Origin of the sequence: Streptomyces sp. NRRL WC-3605 (assembly GCF_001509795.1) — a bacterium.
GTDB classification, from domain to species: Bacteria; Actinomycetota; Actinomycetes; order Streptomycetales; family Streptomycetaceae; genus Streptomyces; species Streptomyces viridochromogenes.
In genome coordinates, this window is record NZ_LLZN01000045.1 from 327,891 (window position 1) to 342,723 (window position 14,833).

The 14,833-nt window shown below is 73.8% G+C and carries 15 protein-coding genes; 8 read left to right on the plus strand and 7 right to left on the minus strand.

From position 1 onward, the window contains the following. Positions 1–77: 77 nt before the first annotated feature. Positions 78–1,550: an APC family permease gene (locus tag ADL34_RS11520; RefSeq protein ID WP_062672204.1), complete on the plus strand. Its 1,473-nt coding sequence runs from the start codon at positions 78–80 to the stop codon at positions 1,548–1,550. 12 nt (positions 1,551–1,562) lie between these two features. Further along, positions 1,563–2,534, plus strand: coding sequence for a hypothetical protein (locus ADL34_RS11525; protein WP_062672202.1), 972 nt, complete (start codon positions 1,563–1,565; stop codon positions 2,532–2,534). A 12-nt stretch (positions 2,535–2,546) separates the two neighbouring features. On the opposite strand, the gene ADL34_RS11530 is transcribed toward ADL34_RS11525, so the two are convergent. Together ADL34_RS11530 and ADL34_RS11535 are read right to left on the minus strand one after the other, a co-directional pair. Further along, complete coding sequence (locus ADL34_RS11530; protein WP_062672200.1) at positions 2,547–3,488, minus strand: lysylphosphatidylglycerol synthase domain-containing protein; 942 nt, start codon at positions 3,486–3,488, stop codon at positions 2,547–2,549. After that, on the minus strand, positions 3,485–4,981 hold the full coding sequence (locus ADL34_RS11535; protein ID WP_062672197.1) for a hypothetical protein: 1,497 nt from the start codon (positions 4,979–4,981) through the stop codon (positions 3,485–3,487). The genes ADL34_RS11530 and ADL34_RS11535 overlap by 4 nt, the downstream gene beginning before the upstream one ends. A 217-nt stretch (positions 4,982–5,198) precedes the next feature. On the opposite strand from ADL34_RS11535, the gene ADL34_RS11540 reads away from it, so the two are divergent. From ADL34_RS11540 to ADL34_RS11555, 4 genes are all read left to right on the plus strand, one after another. Next, a complete protein-coding gene (locus tag ADL34_RS11540; protein WP_062672195.1) occupies positions 5,199–5,849 on the plus strand; it encodes a nucleoside/nucleotide kinase family protein in 651 nt (216 codons plus the stop codon). Positions 5,850–5,901: 52 nt separating this feature from the next. Then, on the plus strand, positions 5,902–7,578 hold the full coding sequence (locus ADL34_RS11545; RefSeq protein ID WP_062672193.1) for an ArnT family glycosyltransferase: 1,677 nt from the start codon (positions 5,902–5,904) through the stop codon (positions 7,576–7,578). A gap of 55 nt (positions 7,579–7,633) precedes the next feature. Continuing rightward, positions 7,634–8,578: a MurR/RpiR family transcriptional regulator gene (locus ADL34_RS11550; protein ID WP_062672191.1), complete on the plus strand. Its 945-nt coding sequence runs from the start codon at positions 7,634–7,636 to the stop codon at positions 8,576–8,578. Between the two features lie 378 nt (positions 8,579–8,956). Beyond that, positions 8,957–9,331 (plus strand): hypothetical protein, encoded by a 375-nt coding sequence (locus ADL34_RS11555; protein ID WP_062672189.1) that lies wholly within the window; start codon positions 8,957–8,959, stop codon positions 9,329–9,331. A 17-nt stretch (positions 9,332–9,348) separates the two neighbouring features. Here the strand turns inward: ADL34_RS11555 and ADL34_RS11560 are convergent, their stop codons facing one another. Together ADL34_RS11560 and ADL34_RS11565 are read right to left on the minus strand one after the other, a co-directional pair. Beyond that, complete coding sequence (locus ADL34_RS11560) at positions 9,349–10,116, minus strand: cellulose binding domain-containing protein (protein ID WP_062672186.1); 768 nt, start codon at positions 10,114–10,116, stop codon at positions 9,349–9,351. 76 nt (positions 10,117–10,192) lie between these two features. Next, positions 10,193–11,038, minus strand: a complete 846-nt coding sequence (locus ADL34_RS11565; RefSeq protein WP_062672184.1) for a hypothetical protein — start codon at positions 11,036–11,038, stop codon at positions 10,193–10,195. A 190-nt stretch (positions 11,039–11,228) separates the two neighbouring features. On the opposite strand from ADL34_RS11565, the gene ADL34_RS11570 reads away from it, so the two are divergent. Beyond that, positions 11,229–11,867 carry a ClpP family protease gene (locus ADL34_RS11570; protein ID WP_062672182.1) on the plus strand — a complete coding sequence of 213 codons (639 nt, stop codon included), beginning with the start codon at positions 11,229–11,231 and terminating at the stop codon, positions 11,865–11,867. Positions 11,868–11,869: 2 nt separating this feature from the next. Then, positions 11,870–12,472 carry a ClpP family protease gene (locus ADL34_RS11575; RefSeq protein WP_062672680.1) on the plus strand — a complete coding sequence of 201 codons (603 nt, stop codon included), beginning with the start codon at positions 11,870–11,872 and terminating at the stop codon, positions 12,470–12,472. Between the two features lie 15 nt (positions 12,473–12,487). Here the strand turns inward: ADL34_RS11575 and ADL34_RS11580 are convergent, their stop codons facing one another. The 3 genes from ADL34_RS11580 to ADL34_RS11590 form a co-directional block, all read right to left on the minus strand. After that, positions 12,488–12,973, minus strand: coding sequence for a helix-turn-helix domain-containing protein (locus tag ADL34_RS11580; protein ID WP_062739785.1), 486 nt, complete (start codon positions 12,971–12,973; stop codon positions 12,488–12,490). Between the two features lie 77 nt (positions 12,974–13,050). After that, positions 13,051–13,506: an ATP-binding protein gene (locus tag ADL34_RS11585; protein WP_062674145.1), complete on the minus strand. Its 456-nt coding sequence runs from the start codon at positions 13,504–13,506 to the stop codon at positions 13,051–13,053. Between the two features lie 97 nt (positions 13,507–13,603). Next, positions 13,604–14,761, minus strand: a complete 1,158-nt coding sequence (locus tag ADL34_RS11590) for a DUF6777 domain-containing protein (protein ID WP_079034480.1) — start codon at positions 14,759–14,761, stop codon at positions 13,604–13,606. Positions 14,762–14,833: the final 72 nt, after the last annotated feature.

The following is a 14,833-nucleotide window of genomic DNA, read 5'->3' on the forward strand; positions in this document are numbered from 1 at the left end:
TTCCCACCCCCCACACAGTCTTTACGGCGCCTGGGCCGGGGCCCCGTGCGCCGTGCACGACGGAAAGCGGCGCAGCCATGAGCAACCCCAGGGGCAGAGGGCTCCAGGCCAACGCCCTCGGCACCTTCGACACCGTGGTGATGGCGGTCGCGGGCAGTGCCCCGGCGTACTCGATCGCCGCGACCACCGCGGTCCTGGTGGGCGCGGTGGGCCTGGCCAGCCCCGCCGCGCTGCTGTACTGCGCGATACCCATGCTGGGCATCGCGCTCGCCTTCAGCCGGCTCAACCGGATCGCCGTGAACGCCGGAGCGGGCTACTCGTGGGTCGGGCGCACCCTGCATCCGTTCCTGGGTTTCCTCAGCGGCTGGGCGCTGGTCGTCTCGGCGACGATCTTCATGGTGGCGGGCTCGCTGCCGGCCGGTGCGATGACGCTGGCCCTCTTCGACGAGGGGCTCGCCCATGACACCGCGCTGTCCACGCTGGTGGGCGCCTGCTGGTTCCTGGTCATGCTGCTGGTGGTGCTGGGCGGGGCCCGGCTCACCGTGCGGGCCCAGTTCGTGCTGACGGGGGCCGAACTCCTCATCCTGGGGCTGTTCGCGGTGCTCGCCCTGTTCCGGGCCGAGGGGGCCCGCGCGTTCGACTGGTCGTGGCTGGGCTTCGGGCACTTCGACGGCCTCGCCGGGTTCGCCTCCGGGGCGCTGATCGCCGCGTTCTACTACTGGGGCTGGGACGTCGCGAGCAACCTCAGCGAGGAGACCCGGGACAGCCGGCGGACGACGGGCCTCGCCGGGCTGGTCGGCGTGGGCGTCGTCTTCCTGCTGTTCGAGGTCTTCACCATCGCCGTCAACGTCATCCTGTCGTCCCGGCAGATCCGGGAGAACGACGCGAACGTGCTGGCCGTGCTCGGCGAGGAGGTCTGGCCGGGCTGGGGCGGCAAGGTGCTGATCGGGGCGGTGATGCTGTCCACCGTCGCGACCCTGGAGACCACACTGATCCAGGTGACGCGCTCCCTGTTCGCGATGGGCCGGGACCGCACGATGCCGGCCGCGCTCGGCCGGGTGCACCGGCGCTGGAACACGCCGTGGGTGGCGGTCGCGGTCGTCGGCGTGGTGGCGCCGGCGATGTTCGTCGCGTCCAACCTCCTCGGCACGGTGGGCGACATCCTCCACGAGGCGATCGCCGCGATCGGGTTGCAGATCGCCGTCTACTACGGGCTGACGGGCCTCGCGGCGGTCGTCGCGTACCGCAGGCTGCTCTTCAGGTCGGTGCGGGACTTCGTGCTGGGCGGGGTGTGGCCGCTGTTCGGGTCGCTGTTCATGTTCGCGATCCTCGTCGAGTCGCTGGGCGAGCTGAGCGGCTGCGCGATCGGCATCGGCATCGGCGGTCTGGCCGTCGGGGCGATCCCGATGCTGTGGTACTGGCGGCAGGGCAGCGACTACTACCGGCCGGCCGCGCTGGACGCCACGCGGACCGTCGAGGCGGACTACGTGCCCGCCGCCCGCGGCGCCTCCCCCTCCCTCGTCCACGAGGGCTCTCCCACCGACTTCTGACGGAGGCCCAGGATGGCGCGAGGCGGTTCCCGACGCGATCTCACCCCCGACTTCGACCCCGACTGCGGCGACGCCGCCCTCACCCGGGCCCGGCAGGACATCGTCATCGGCCGCTGGCAGGGCCTGCGGGAGCTGCTGCGGGACACCGGCCCCCGCTGGGCGTCCCGCGGGCACCGGGTCCGCTCGCTCGCGCAGGCGTGCGCGGCCAGTTCTACGGCGGAGTCATGGCTGGCCGCCGAACCCCGTGACGCGGACGCGCTCGTGCTGCGGGCGGCGACCGAGACGGCCCGGGCGTTCAGCCTCGCCGTGGCCGCCGGCCGGGGCGTCCCCGTCGACCAGCGGCGCGTCGACGCGGCGGTGCTCGCGTGTCTGCGGGCCACCGAGGCGCACCCGGCGGACCCGACCCCGTGGGTGTCGCTGATCTCCGTCGCGCGGCTGTATCCGTCGGGGGTGCGGCGGCAGGAACTGGGCCGCTGGTGGGACGAGTTGCACGGGCGCGACCCGTACAGCGTGGAGGGGCACCTGCAGGTGCTCCACTACTACTCGGCGCGCTGGCACGGTTCGCACGGGCTGATGTACGACTTCGCCCGGGACGCGGCCGGGGTGGCGCCACCGGGCTGTCCGCTGCCGGTGCTGGTCCAGTACGCCCGGGTCGAGGAGTACCGCTTCGCCCTGGACGCCAGCGGCGGTCAGCACGCGTCCATGGGGCTCGGCACGCACTGGAGCGGTCCGGGCGCCGTCGGGGACGTACGCCGTACCTGGGAGCGCTGGATCATGGGGCGCCCGGGGACCGACGTCGCCCCGGCCGAGGTGCGGGACCTCAACCACCTGGCGCACGCCGCCTGTCAGGCAGGCGTCCGGGACGTCGCCGGGCCGCTGCTGCGGTTGCTGGCCGGGCGGGCCACCCGCACCCCGTGGGCGTACACCGGTGACCCGGCCAAGCAGGTCGTGCGCTGGCGGCGCGAGATCGAGGTACGGCACTGAGCGCCGTACGTCTCACAGTGTCCGGCGCCGGATCAGCAGCGCCAGGACCAGCAGGCCCGGCAGCAGCGGCAGCCACACCGTCAGCAGCCGGTAGCCGAGGACCGCGGAGGCGGCGGTGGCCGCCGGGGCCCCGGCCGTGGTGAGGGCGTAGGCGAGCACGGCGTCCAGGGAGCCGAGGCCGCCGGGCGTCGGCAGCAGCGCGGCCGCCCCGCTCGCCGCGAGGTACAGCAGGGCCAGGCGGGCCGGGCCGAGGGTCAGCCCGACCGCGTGGGCGACGGCGGTCAGCGTGGCGCAGTGCGCCAGGACGTATCCGAGGGAGCCGCCCCACAGGGCCGCGGCCCGGGCCGGCCGGGCGTGGACGGCGACACCGTGGCCGCGCAGCGCGACCAGGGCTGCGCGGCCCCGGGACCGTACGGTGTCGCTCAGCAGCAGGAGGCACAGGGCCGCCGCGCACAGGGCGGCCGGTACTCCCCCGCCGTCCCTCGGCAGGCGCAGCACGCCCGGGCAGGCGAGGACGAGGCCGGCGACCAGGGCGGCCCGCACGGCCACCCCGGCGGTGCCCTTGACCGCCAGCGCGGTGACGGCGCGGGCGAGCGGCAGGCCGGCCCGCACGAGGTAGCGCAGGTTGACCGCCCCGGAGCCGAGTCCGACGGGCAGCACATGGCCCGCGGCGGACGCGGCGAACTGGGCGGCCACCAGGGCGGTGGGCGGCAGCCGCCGCAGGACGGCGCCCTGCTGGGCGAGCGCCGCGCACGGCCAGGTGGCCAGGGTGGCCGCGGCCGCCGCGAGCAGCCACGCCCGGTCGGCGGCGGCGAGCCGGACGGCGCCGGTGTGCAGCACCGGCCAGTGCCGGCGGGCCAGCCAGGCCACGGCCAGCAGGACGGCGAGGGTGAGGGCGGTGTGCGCGTAGGCGCGTGCGCGCCGGGCGGGGGTGAGCGCCGGGTCCGGCGTCATCCAGGTCCGCCCGCGCCCGGGAGCGGGGCGACGCGGGCGTCCAGGCGGGGCAGGTGGTGCAGTTCCCAGGTGCGGGCGTAGGACGGGCCGTCGTCGCGGCGCCGGCTGAGGGCCGCCACGGGGGTGTGCCGGGCGGCGTCCAGGATCGCGGCCTCGGAGGTGTCGGCGTTGTGGCCGCTGACGGCACCGGAGGAGCAGCCGGCGTAGAAGGCGATGGGGATGGACTGCTCGCCGGTGAGCAGGCAGGGCGGGCGTACGCCGAGCCGGTGCAGTTCGGTGGCTGAACGGGCCCAGGCGATGCGGGCCTCGGTGGTGCGGTCCACGGTGCTGTCCAGGACGGAGAACTGCACGCTCAGGTGAGCGATCAGGGCCAGTCCGATCACGCCGAGGGCCACCGGGCGCCGGCGCCCGTCCTTGCCGACGGCCAGGTGGAACAGCGCGTCCACGACCGGGATGGCGAGCAGCGCGTAGGCGGGCAGCAGGAAGCGGGGGGCGGCGTAGCCGATGAGGAACAGGTAGGGGACGGCGGCCGTGGTGGCGCAGGCCAGCGGGAGCAGGGTGCGCCGGGTGCGGCCGGCACGGACGGCGACGAACAGGCCGTAGCCGGCGAGCACCGGGAGCGTCAGCCACCAGGCGTAGATGCCCGGGTCGGGGAGTTCGCCGCCGCAGGGCCGGCACAGGGCGGACCCCATGAGGCTGCGCATCTGGTCGTCGACGGCGATGTTCCAGCCCAGGTCGCCCTGGATGCGGGACGCCTCGTTGAGCCGTTCGCGCAGTCCGCCGAAGGCGAGGAACGCCTCGACGACCCACTCGACGCCCCCGGCGGCCAGGCCCCCGACGAGCGCGGCGCCGAGCCGCCAACGGCGCCGGACGGCCACGAGGACGAGCAGCGGCAACGTCACCCACACCGCGTCCGTGGGCCGCATCCAGGCCATCAGCGCGGCGCCCCCGACGACGCCCCACAGGGCGGGGGTGTCGAAGCGGTCGGCGCTCACCCGCAGGAAGCAGCCGACGCAGATCAGCGCGCCGAACGCGACCCAGAGGTTGGGCATGGCCTGCGGGCCGTAGAACATCGTGATCCACAGGGTGACGAAGAAGACGCCTGCGCCGGCCAGGACCCGGGCTGGGAAGAGCCCGCGCCACACCCGCAGGGCGATGTACAGGCCGAGTCCGGAGAGGACGGCGAGGTAGACGCGGAGCAGGACCGTGGACGACGACCAGGAGGCGACGGGCCACGCCAGCAGGGAGACGCCGCGGGAGCGGGGGGCGCTGAAGAAGGCGGCGGGCCGGTCGGCGGAGACCTGGCTGACGTAGACGATCTCGTCCCAGCCCAGGCCCATGGCGGGGCCCACGAGCAGGAGTTGCGCGACGGTGAAGGCCCCGGCCACGGCCGCGAGCAGGAGGTCGCCGCGCAGCCGTCGTGGTCCGCCGGCCCCGGTCTCCTGGTCGGGCCGTCCCGTGCTGATGAGCATGGGCTTGGTGCCGTGCGCCATCGATCACCCCTCACCCCCGCGCGTGGCGGGTCTTCTGGCCCCGCGGCCCGGCGAGTGGCGCGGGGAGCCGAAAAGATTAAAAACACCGACAAACTAACCCGTATCGGGCATGGCGGTGGGGTGTGTTGGGCCAGGTGCCGCACGGACGGCGCGTCCGCCCCGGTCAGCGCGCCCACCGGAAGTGGGCCGGCGCCACCCGGATGCCACACTCTGCTGTGTGGCTCCGACCTTCGCAGACCTCCTCGACCGTGCCCGCGCCCTGGCCGACGGGGGTGGCCGTGCCGTCCTGGGCATCGCGGGCAGCCCCGGGGCGGGAAAGACGACCCTGGCCGAGACCCTGGTGCGGGAGCTGAACGGCCCGGGCGACCCCTGGGTCGCGCACGTGCCCATGGACGGCTTCCATCTCGCCGACGCCGAGCTCGAACGGCTCGGCCGCCGCGACCGCAAGGGCGCCCCGGACACGTTCGACGCGGCCGGATACGCGGCCCTCCTGCGGCGGCTGCGCGAGGAACCCGGCGAGGGCACCGTCTACGCCCCCGGGTTCGAACGCGTCCTGGAGCAGCCGATCGCCGGCGCCGTACCGGTGGAGCCGACGGCCCGACTGGTCGTCACCGAGGGGAACTACCTGCTCCTCGGCACGGGCGCCTGGGCGCTGGTGCGGCCCCAACTGGACGAGGTGTGGTTCTGCGAACTGGAGGAACGGGAGCGGCTGCGGCGGCTGATCGCCCGTCACGAGCGGTTCGGCAAGACGCACGAGGAGGCGGTGGCCTGGGTGATGCGCTCCGACCAGCGCAACGCGGAACTGGTCGCCGCGACCCGGGACCGGGCCGACCTGGTGGTCCCGGCCGCGACCGCGCTGCCCTCGTGAGTGAACCGGGGCCCCGCGTGAGCCGTACCCCTGGGCACGGCGGAAGGTGCGGATGATGGCGCTCGAACGGAACCCGGTCGCGGTCACACCCCCGGCGCCGCCGAAGACGCTTCCCGCCCCCGCGAGGCCGTCCCGCCGGTGGCTGCCGCCCCTGCTGGTGGTGCTGCTGCTCGGGCAGATGGCCGTGGCCATGGTGACGTCGGCCGTGCAGCAGACGCCGACGATCGACGAACCCGTGTACGTGGGGACGGCCGCCGAGTACCTGCACGCGCACGAACTGGTCCACAACCCCGAGCACCCGCCGCTCGGCAAGCTCGTGATCGGGGTGGGGGTGGCGCTCGCCGGTCCGCACGTGGACGCTCGATTCAGCGGCGACCAGGGCGAGTTGGGCCGGCACCTGTTGTACGAGTCCGGCAACGACCCCTGGCGGGTGATGCTGTTCGCGCGGCTCCCCGTGATCGTCCTGACGCTGGCCTTCGGCTGGGTCGTGTTCGCCTTCGCGCGTGAACTGGCGGGCACGCTCGCCGGGTTGGCGGCGCTCGGGCTGTACGCCTTCTCCCCCGACCTCGTCGCGCACGGTTCGCTCGCCACGCTGGACGTCCCGGCGGCCGGGTTCGTGCTGACCTCCGTGTGGCTGGCGTGGCGGGCGCGCGACCGGCCTCGCAGGTACGTGCCGCTCGCCGGGGCGGCGCTCGGGGCGGCCCTGGCCACGAAGATGAGCGCGCTCCCCGCCGTGCCCGTCCTGCTCGCGCTCACCGCGCTGTCCGTGTGGTCCGCGCGGTCGCCGTCGCAGCCCCGGCGCCTGGCGCTGCGCCGGGCGGCCGCGGCGGCCGGCGTCGTGGCGCTGGTCGCGGTCGCCGTCGTCTGGGTGACGTATCTGGTGGTCGATCCCCGGCTGCGCTGGAACCCGGACCAGCCGGTGCCGGTCGTGCGCGGCCTGCGGGGCCTGGCGGTGGACCTGCTGCCGTTCCCCGAGTCGTACCGGGACGGCATGCGCGTCCAGTTCGCCTTCGAGAACCACCCCTGGCAGGGCTTCCTGTTCGGCCGGCTCTACACCGGGGCGCTCTGGTACTACCTGCCGGCCGCGCTGCTCGTGAAGACGCCGCTCGGCATGCTCGCGCTCTGGGCGGCGGGCGCGGCGGCGGTGCTCGCGGTCCGGCGGCTGCGGCCCGCGGCGCCGTATCTGCTGGTGCCCGCCGCCGTCCTGCTGGTCGCGGCGATGCTCGGGGCGCGCAACTTCGGGACGCGGTACGCCTTGTTCATGCCGATGTTCCTGGCCGTGGCCGCGGGATGCGTGCTCGCCGTGCGGCGGCGGTGGGTCACGGCCGGGGTGGCGGCGCTGGTGGTGTTCGTCGCGGTCAGTTCGCTGCGGACGTTCCCCTACTATCTCCCGTACTCCAACGAGGCGTTCGGCGGTCCGGAGCGGACCCGGCTGCGGCTGCACGACTCGAACGTGGACTGGGGTCAGGACCTGGGCCGGCTGGCCGACCGGCTGCGCGAGCGGTACCCGGACGAACGGGTCTGGCTGGTCTACAAGGGCAGCGGGGTGCCGTCGTACTACGGCATCCGGGCCCGTGATCCGCGCGAGGTGCCCCCGCGGGAGGTGCGCGGACTGCTCGTGGTGTCGGACTCGGCGGCGGCCAAGGCGACCGGGCCGCTGGCCCGGCTGATCGCCGGCAGCCGTCCCGTCGATACGGTCGGACACTCGATCACGCTGTACCGGCGGTGAGCGGGCGCCCGTTCGATCCCTGGTCATCACGGCGTGTGGGCTATGTTGAAGCACTGTGGAAGACAAAGGAGGCGCGCCTTCGCCCTCGCCCCAGCAGGCGCGCGCGCAGGCGTCCGCGATCACTTCGGGTAAGACCGCTCCGGAAGCGGAGGCTTCCCCGACTTCCCAGCTCAGGGACCTCTTCGACCAGCCCAGGCTGTCGCCCGGGCAGCGCCGGATCGCCCAGTACCTGATCGAGCACCTCACGGAGGCGGCGTTCCTGTCGATCACCGATCTCGCGGAGCGGGTCGGGGTCAGCCAGCCGTCGGTGACGCGGTTCGCCGCCGCGGTGGGCTTCAGCGGTTACCCGGCGCTGCGGGAGAAGCTCCAGTCGATCGCCCTGGGGACGTTCACGGGCGGCCCCCCGTCCGAGGAGAACGGCGCCAACGAGCTGCAGGCCGCCGTGGACGCCGAGATCGAGAACCTGGAGAACCTGCGGCGGGACTTCGTCGACCCCGACGAGGTGATCGAGGTCGGCCGCAAACTGTCCCGCTCCACGCCGCTGACCATCCTCGGGCTGCGCATCTCGGCCTCCCTCGCCGAGTACTTCGCCTACGCGGCCCGCCGTATCCACCCCGACGTACGCCTGGTCACCCGGGGCGGCAGCGTCGCCTACGACGCCCTGCTCCAGTCGCGCGAGGCCGGGGGGACCTGGGTGCTGGCGTTCTCGATGCCCCGGCACGCCCAGGAGACGCTCACCGCGGTGCAGGTGGCCCGCGGCGCCGGCCTGAAGATCGCCCTCGTCACCGATCTCGCGCTCGGCCCGGTGGCGGACGCCGCCGACGTCGTCTTCGCCACGGGCACCGGCTCCCGCCTGGTCTTCGACTCGTACGCGGCGCCCGGTGTGATGGCGGCCGCGCTGCTCCAGGCCATGACCGACGCCGATCCGGAGCGCACCCAGGGGCGCCTGGAGGACTACGAGCAGATCTCCGAGCAGCACCAGTTCTTCCTGCGGGACTGACGGGACCGCTCCCACCCCACCTGCCGAACCACGGCACACGGGCAGCTTTCGCTTCAAATCACGCATGAATGTTTTCATACGCCTTGCAAACCAGACGGCATATATAAATACTGCACACGCATCACCCGCCCGACAGAAGGCAGCCGGTCCGCTCATGCACACGTCCTCCCATCCGTCGTGTGCATCCCGGCTGCCGCGTCGGGCTCCACAACGAACAGCTCCTGCCGCCGTCTCCTACCCGCGTCGGCGCACGGGCTGTTCGGTCGGGCACCGCCTGCGCGTGTGCCCGGTGGCGGCGGCCCCGGTCATCCCCTAGGCCGGGGCCGCGCCGAAACCCCGTCGGACACCCCGGACGACGCCGCACACCCCGTGGAAGCGATGATCATGCCCCTGACGACGACGCGCATCAGCCCGGACTGGCCGTGCCAGGTCAAGACCCCCGGCTCCTACGACTGGGAACGCTCCGCGGCGAAGTGGCTGCGCGACCTCGTGCCGGCCCGCTACGCCAGCTACCCGGCCCTGATCCGCCACCCCGTCCTGCTGGCCCGGCACGCGCAGATCCAGGTGCAGCAGGAGATCCGGGTCGCGCGCACCGCGCTGCAGACCGCCCGGGCCGACCTGCCGGCGCTGGGGCTTCCCGAGTCGGTCATCGAGCACACCATCAAGATGTACGCGGCCGAGGTCATGCAGCTCCAGCACATCGCGCGCAGTGTCCGCGCGGTGTCGCAGGCACTGGTCGAGCGCGGGCGCTGACCCCGGCGCACCCGCGGTCAGGACTCGCCGCGCGCCGCGCAGCTGACCTCCGCCGACGGCGAGGCGTCCGACGCGGTCGCCGCCAGGAAGCCGAAGGTGACGCTGCCGCCCGGTGCGATGCCGCCGTTCCAGTCCGCGTTGACGACGGTCGCCGAGCCGTCGGTCCCGGTGGACAGCGTGCCGTCCCAGACCTGGGTGAGCCGGGCGCCGGCGGCCGGTACGACCGTCGCCGTCCAGGCCGAGACGGCCGCGGACGGGGCGCCGGTCACCGTCACCTCCCCCTGGAAGCCGCCCTGCCAGCTGGAGACGGTCCGGAAGGACGCGGTGCAGCCCGCGTCGGCACCGGGCGCGGCTCCGCCAGGAGCCTCGGACGCGGAGGCGGAGGGCTTCGCGTCCGAGGCGGGTTCCCGGGCCTCGGCCCGGGAGCCGCCGCCGTCGCGTTCCACCAGCAGGAGGGCCCCGCCGAAGCCCAGGACGGCGGCGGCCGTCACGGTCACCACGAGGGCGGTACGGCGAAATCCCGCGCTGTGCGCGACCGGAGCGGGAGCGGCGCCGCCGTACGGGACGGTCCCGCCGTCACCGGGGACGGCCGGCAGCTCCTGCGTCGCGTCCTCGGCACCCGGCGCGGACCGGGGCAGCGCCACGGTCTCGTATCCGCCGGCGGTGTCCTCCTCCCATTCGCGGAAGAGTTCCGCGAGCGCGTCGGTTCGGCGTGGGCGCAGGACGTGGATCGGCTCCAGGGCCGGTCCTTCGCCGGGTTCCGCGGGGTCGGGCTGGGTGGGCACACCGCTCTCCTTCCGTCCCGTCGTGCACGGGCTGGCCAATCCCCGCAGAGAGATACGGCGGTGCCGCCCGCCCGGTTCAGGCGCCCGCCGGCGCGGCACCGGTGACGAAACGGCGCAGGGACTCCTTCAGGGCGGCGACGAAGGCGTCCCGCCGGGTGTCGTCCACGGCGTCCAGGGAGAGATAGGGGTTGAGGTCCTCCAGCTCCACCAGCAGCAGGGCGCCGTCCGGGGCGCGGCAGGCGTCGACGCGCTGGATGCCGTGCCCGAGGGCGTTCCAGTCGACGAAGCGCCGGGCGAACTCCAGGTCGGCGGCGCTCGGTTCGTACGGTTCGAGCTGCCAGCGCCGGTCCGTGTGCGGCGCGTACAGGGCGTACTGGAAGGCGGCGTCGACGAAGTAGAAGGACACCTCGTAGGCGAAGTCGACGTGCGGCTGGACGAGGACGGTTCCGTCGGCGGCCTCGCGTGCCTCGGGTGCGGAGACGATCCGCAGCCCTATGGAGTCGGCGCCGAGTTTCGGCTTGACCACGTACCGCCCGGTGCCGGACAGCAGGTGCAGGTCCTCGGACCGGTCCACGGTGGGGATGACGGGGAACCCGGCGGCGGTCAGGTCGAGCAGGTACTGCTTGCCCGCCATGTCCCCCTTGCCCGTGAGCGGGTTGTAGACGCGGGCCCCGGCCGCGAGCGCGCGGCGCCGGAAGTCGTCGTACACGTCCTGGTAGCCGAGGACGGGGCCGCTGTTGCGGACGACGACCGCGTCGAAGGCGTCCATCAGCGCCGCCGCGTCGCGCGGGTGGCACAGCGCCAGGTCGAAGTCCTCGCGCAGCCGCGAGGTGAGGTGGATGTCCTCGTCGCAGTAGCGGCGCCCGCGGGCCGGGTACGCGAGGTCGCTGACGTACAGGACGCGGGGACGGGCGGCTGGCATGCGGGGCTCCTGGGGCTGCGGTGGCAGCCGATCGTAAGCGGAGCCCCGATGTCCGACAAACACCGGGCGGTGCCGACCGGGCCCGGGGCGCTCTGCCCTCGGCCGATCTGCCGCAGGCAGAGAAAGCCGCCGGCGGGGGCCCGCCCCGCCGACAGTGGAGGCGACGGCAACCCATCACCGAGGAGGACCGATGACTCCACCTGTCACGCTCGCGCCCCGCGCGGAGGAGGGCGAGACCCCGCCGACCCGCTTCGACGACCAGCTCGCCTCCCAACTCCTGGGCCAGCGGATCGTGCTGCTGGGCACCGAGGTCACCGAGGCGTCCGCCAACCGGGTGTGCGCCCAGTTGCTCCTGCTGTCGGCGGAGGACCCCCGCACCGACATCAGCCTGTACATCAACAGCCCGGGCGGCTCGGTCCACGCGGGCCTGGCCATCTACGACACGATGCGGCTCATCCCGAACGACGTCTCGACGCTCGCGATGGGGTTCGCGGCCAGCATGGGCCAGTTCCTGCTGAGTGTCGGCACGGCGGGCAAGCGGTACGCGCTGCCGAACGCGCGGATCATGATGCACCAGCCGTCGGCGGGCATCGGGGGCACCACCGCGGACATCGAGATCCAGGCGGACAACCTGGAGTTCACCAAGCGGACCATCGAGCGGATCACCGCCGAGCACACCGGCCAGAGCCCGGAGACCATCTCCCGGGACGGGGACCGCGACCGCTGGTTCACGGCCGAGCAGGCCAGGGAGTACGGCATGGTGGACCGGGTCCTGGAGTCCCTCGCGGACGTCCGCCCGGCCGCCTCCCGGCGACGGATGGGACTGTGATCATGGGCAACTACACGATTCCGTACGTCACGGAGCGCACCGCGCACGGCGAGCGGTCCTCGGACGTGTTCAGCCGGCTGCTGTCGGAGCGGATCATCTTCCTCGGCACCGAGATCGACGACGGCGTCGCCAACGTCGTCATCGCGCAGCTCCTGCACCTGGAGTCGTCGGCGCCGGAGAGCGAGATCTCGCTGTACATCAACTCCCCGGGCGGCTCGTACACCTCGCTCATGGCGATCTACGACACCATGACGTACGTCCAGGCGCCGATCTCCACGTTCTGCGTGGGGCAGGCCGCGTCGACGGCGGCGGTGCTGCTGGCCGGAGGGGACCCGGGCCGGCGGTTCGTTCTGGAGCACGCCCGGGTCCTGCTGGGCCAGCCCGCGACCGGCGGCAGCCGGGGCATGGTGTCCGATCTGGCGCTGCAGGCCAAGGAGATGGTCCGCATCCGCTCGCAGGTCGAGGAGGTGCTGGCGCGGCACACCCACCACGACATCACGACGCTGCGCGCGGACATGGACCGCGACAAGGTGTTCACGGCGCCGGAGGCCGTCGCGTACGGGCTGGCCGACGAGGTGGTGAGCCGGCGCCTCGTGCGGGTCTGAGGCGCCGGCGCCGCGTCACGCGGCCAGGCACAGCCCGTCGTACGACGAGCCGGAGCGGCCGCGTCCGGACGGGGGCACCCGACGGGAGGTGACCCGGGTCAACTCGCCCTGGACCAGGGTCAGCAGGTCGCCCAGGCCGAGGCCCAGGGCGTGGGCGGCGGCCGCGAGGACCTCGGAGGACGCCTCCTTGCGGCCGCGCTCCACCTCGGAGAGGTAGGGCATGGAGATCCGGGCCGCGTCCGCCACGTCCTTGAGCGTGCGCTCCTGGGCGAGGCGTTCGCGGCGCAGGACGTCGCCGACGAGGTCGCGCCACAGGGGCTCCCTGGGCGCGGCCGCCGGCGGCGTGGTAGTGGGCGCGGCGGTGCCGGGCGCGGTGGACGGCCGGGCGGGGGCGGGGCGTTCGGACGGGGGGCGGGTCGTCCCGGGGCGTACGGCGGCCGGACGGACGGCCGCTCGGCGCAGGGGGATGACGCGGGCTTCGTTCGGCGCTTGTTCGCTCACCTGCCCAGCCTAGGAGCCGGGAGCGTCAGGGGAAGGTGTGCGCGTTCCGCCCTGGACGAAATCGGGCGGAGGCGCCGTCACTCGGCGCCGAGGCGCAGGACCGCGCGGACGCGCTTGCCGACCGGGACACGTTCCACGACGACCTCGGCGGCCAGCGCGTGCACGATCTCCAGTCCGTGCCGGCCGATGCGTTCGGGGTCCTTGGGGAAACGGCGGGGCAGCGCGGAGCTGCTGTCGTACACGCAGATCGACACGGTGTCGTCGGTGCCCTCGAGGTCCAGGATGTACGGGCCGTTGCTGTGCCGGTCGGCGTTGGTGATCAGCTCGCTGACCACGAGGAGCACCTTGTCCTCGACGGGCTGCCCGATGGTGGCGCACCACTCGGTCCTGAGCCGGCCGAGGAACAGCGCGGCGAAGGACCGCGCCTCGGCGATGCAGCCCTGTTCCCCGCTGAAGTGTGCCGCGCGCCGCAGCGGCTCCACGGGCACGTCGAAACCAGTCGGAATCACTGCCCCGTCCACAACGTCGATCATCGTTTCTCTCTCGGAAGCCGGCACCGCCGGACGCTACTGCACCAGTCCTCGTACCCAGTGCGGCGCCGTGCAGTCCACCTCCGTGACGCGCTGTACGTCACAGCGACGACGACGCCGTCCCCGGTTCCGTGGGGGCGGAGCCCGTGGTCGTCGTCGTACCGCCGTCCGGAGGCGGCTCGGACGTCGTGGTCCCGGGCTCGGTGGTCGGCTCGGACGTCCTGGTCTCCGGTGTGGACGTCTCCGGCGTGGAGGTGCCCGGACTCGTCGGGGTGTCCGTGCCCGGTGAGGTCGACGTCGACTCGCTCACCGACGGCGATGGCTTGTCCGGGCGGTCGGTCTTCTTGTCCTTGTGCACGTCGTCGCCGGGCTCGCGGGCGATCCACTCGTCGTGCTCGTCGTCGTAGATGACGAACTCGTCGACCGGCTTGTTCGCGGGCGTCACCACGACGACCTCGGAGGAGCGGAAGCCGGGCCAGGAGTCGCCGGTGCGGCGGAGCGTGCCCTTCTGCTCGACCGGCGGGGTGAGCGGGTTGCCGCAGGCGCAGCGCACCCGGGGCACGCCCTTGTCGTCGACGAGGACGGCGGTGCCGGCCTGAAGGATCGCCTGGTAGCTGGTGGCGGCGCCGTCCTGGAATCCGTGGTTGGTGACACGGGTGTCCATGCGCAGCTGCACGGGTGTCAGGGAGCGCAGGTAGGCGGGCACACCGGACGGTTCGACGTGGGCGACGGAGGCGAACGCCTTGTTCTTGGCGGGGTCGTCCCGGAAGAAGCGGATCTGCTTCTCGACGTCGCAGCTGGCGACGTCACGGGTGCCGCCGTAGAGGCCGGCCGCTCCGCCGTCGACAGCGCGCACGGCGTTCGAGGGCGCCGACTCGGTGGCCGCGGACGGGGTGGCACGCTCGGTCGTGCTGTCCTTCGCGGTGGACTCGGTGAAGGGGTCGGGGCCCTTCTTGTCGGCCGCCGTCAGGAAGACCTCGCCGTCGGCCGCGGTGTTGTTCGAGCCGCCGTCACCGCGGGAGAGCATCACGGCGACGACGACGGCGGCCACGACCACGGCGGTGAGGGCCGCGACACGGGGGACGGACCTCCACCACGGCGGCTGCGGTCCGGGGCCGCCCGTCGCACCGGCGCCACCACCCCCGCCACCGCCGGACGGGGGCTGGGAGGGCGGTCCCGAGGGTGGCTGGGAGGGACCCGACAGGGGGCCCGAGGGCGGTCCTGTGGGACGGCCGGACGACGGAGGGTCGACGCTCACGAGGCCTTCTTCCCGACGCGGGTTCCCGCGGGACACCGGCGGCGCGCAGGCCGCCCGGCCGGTCCCGCGACA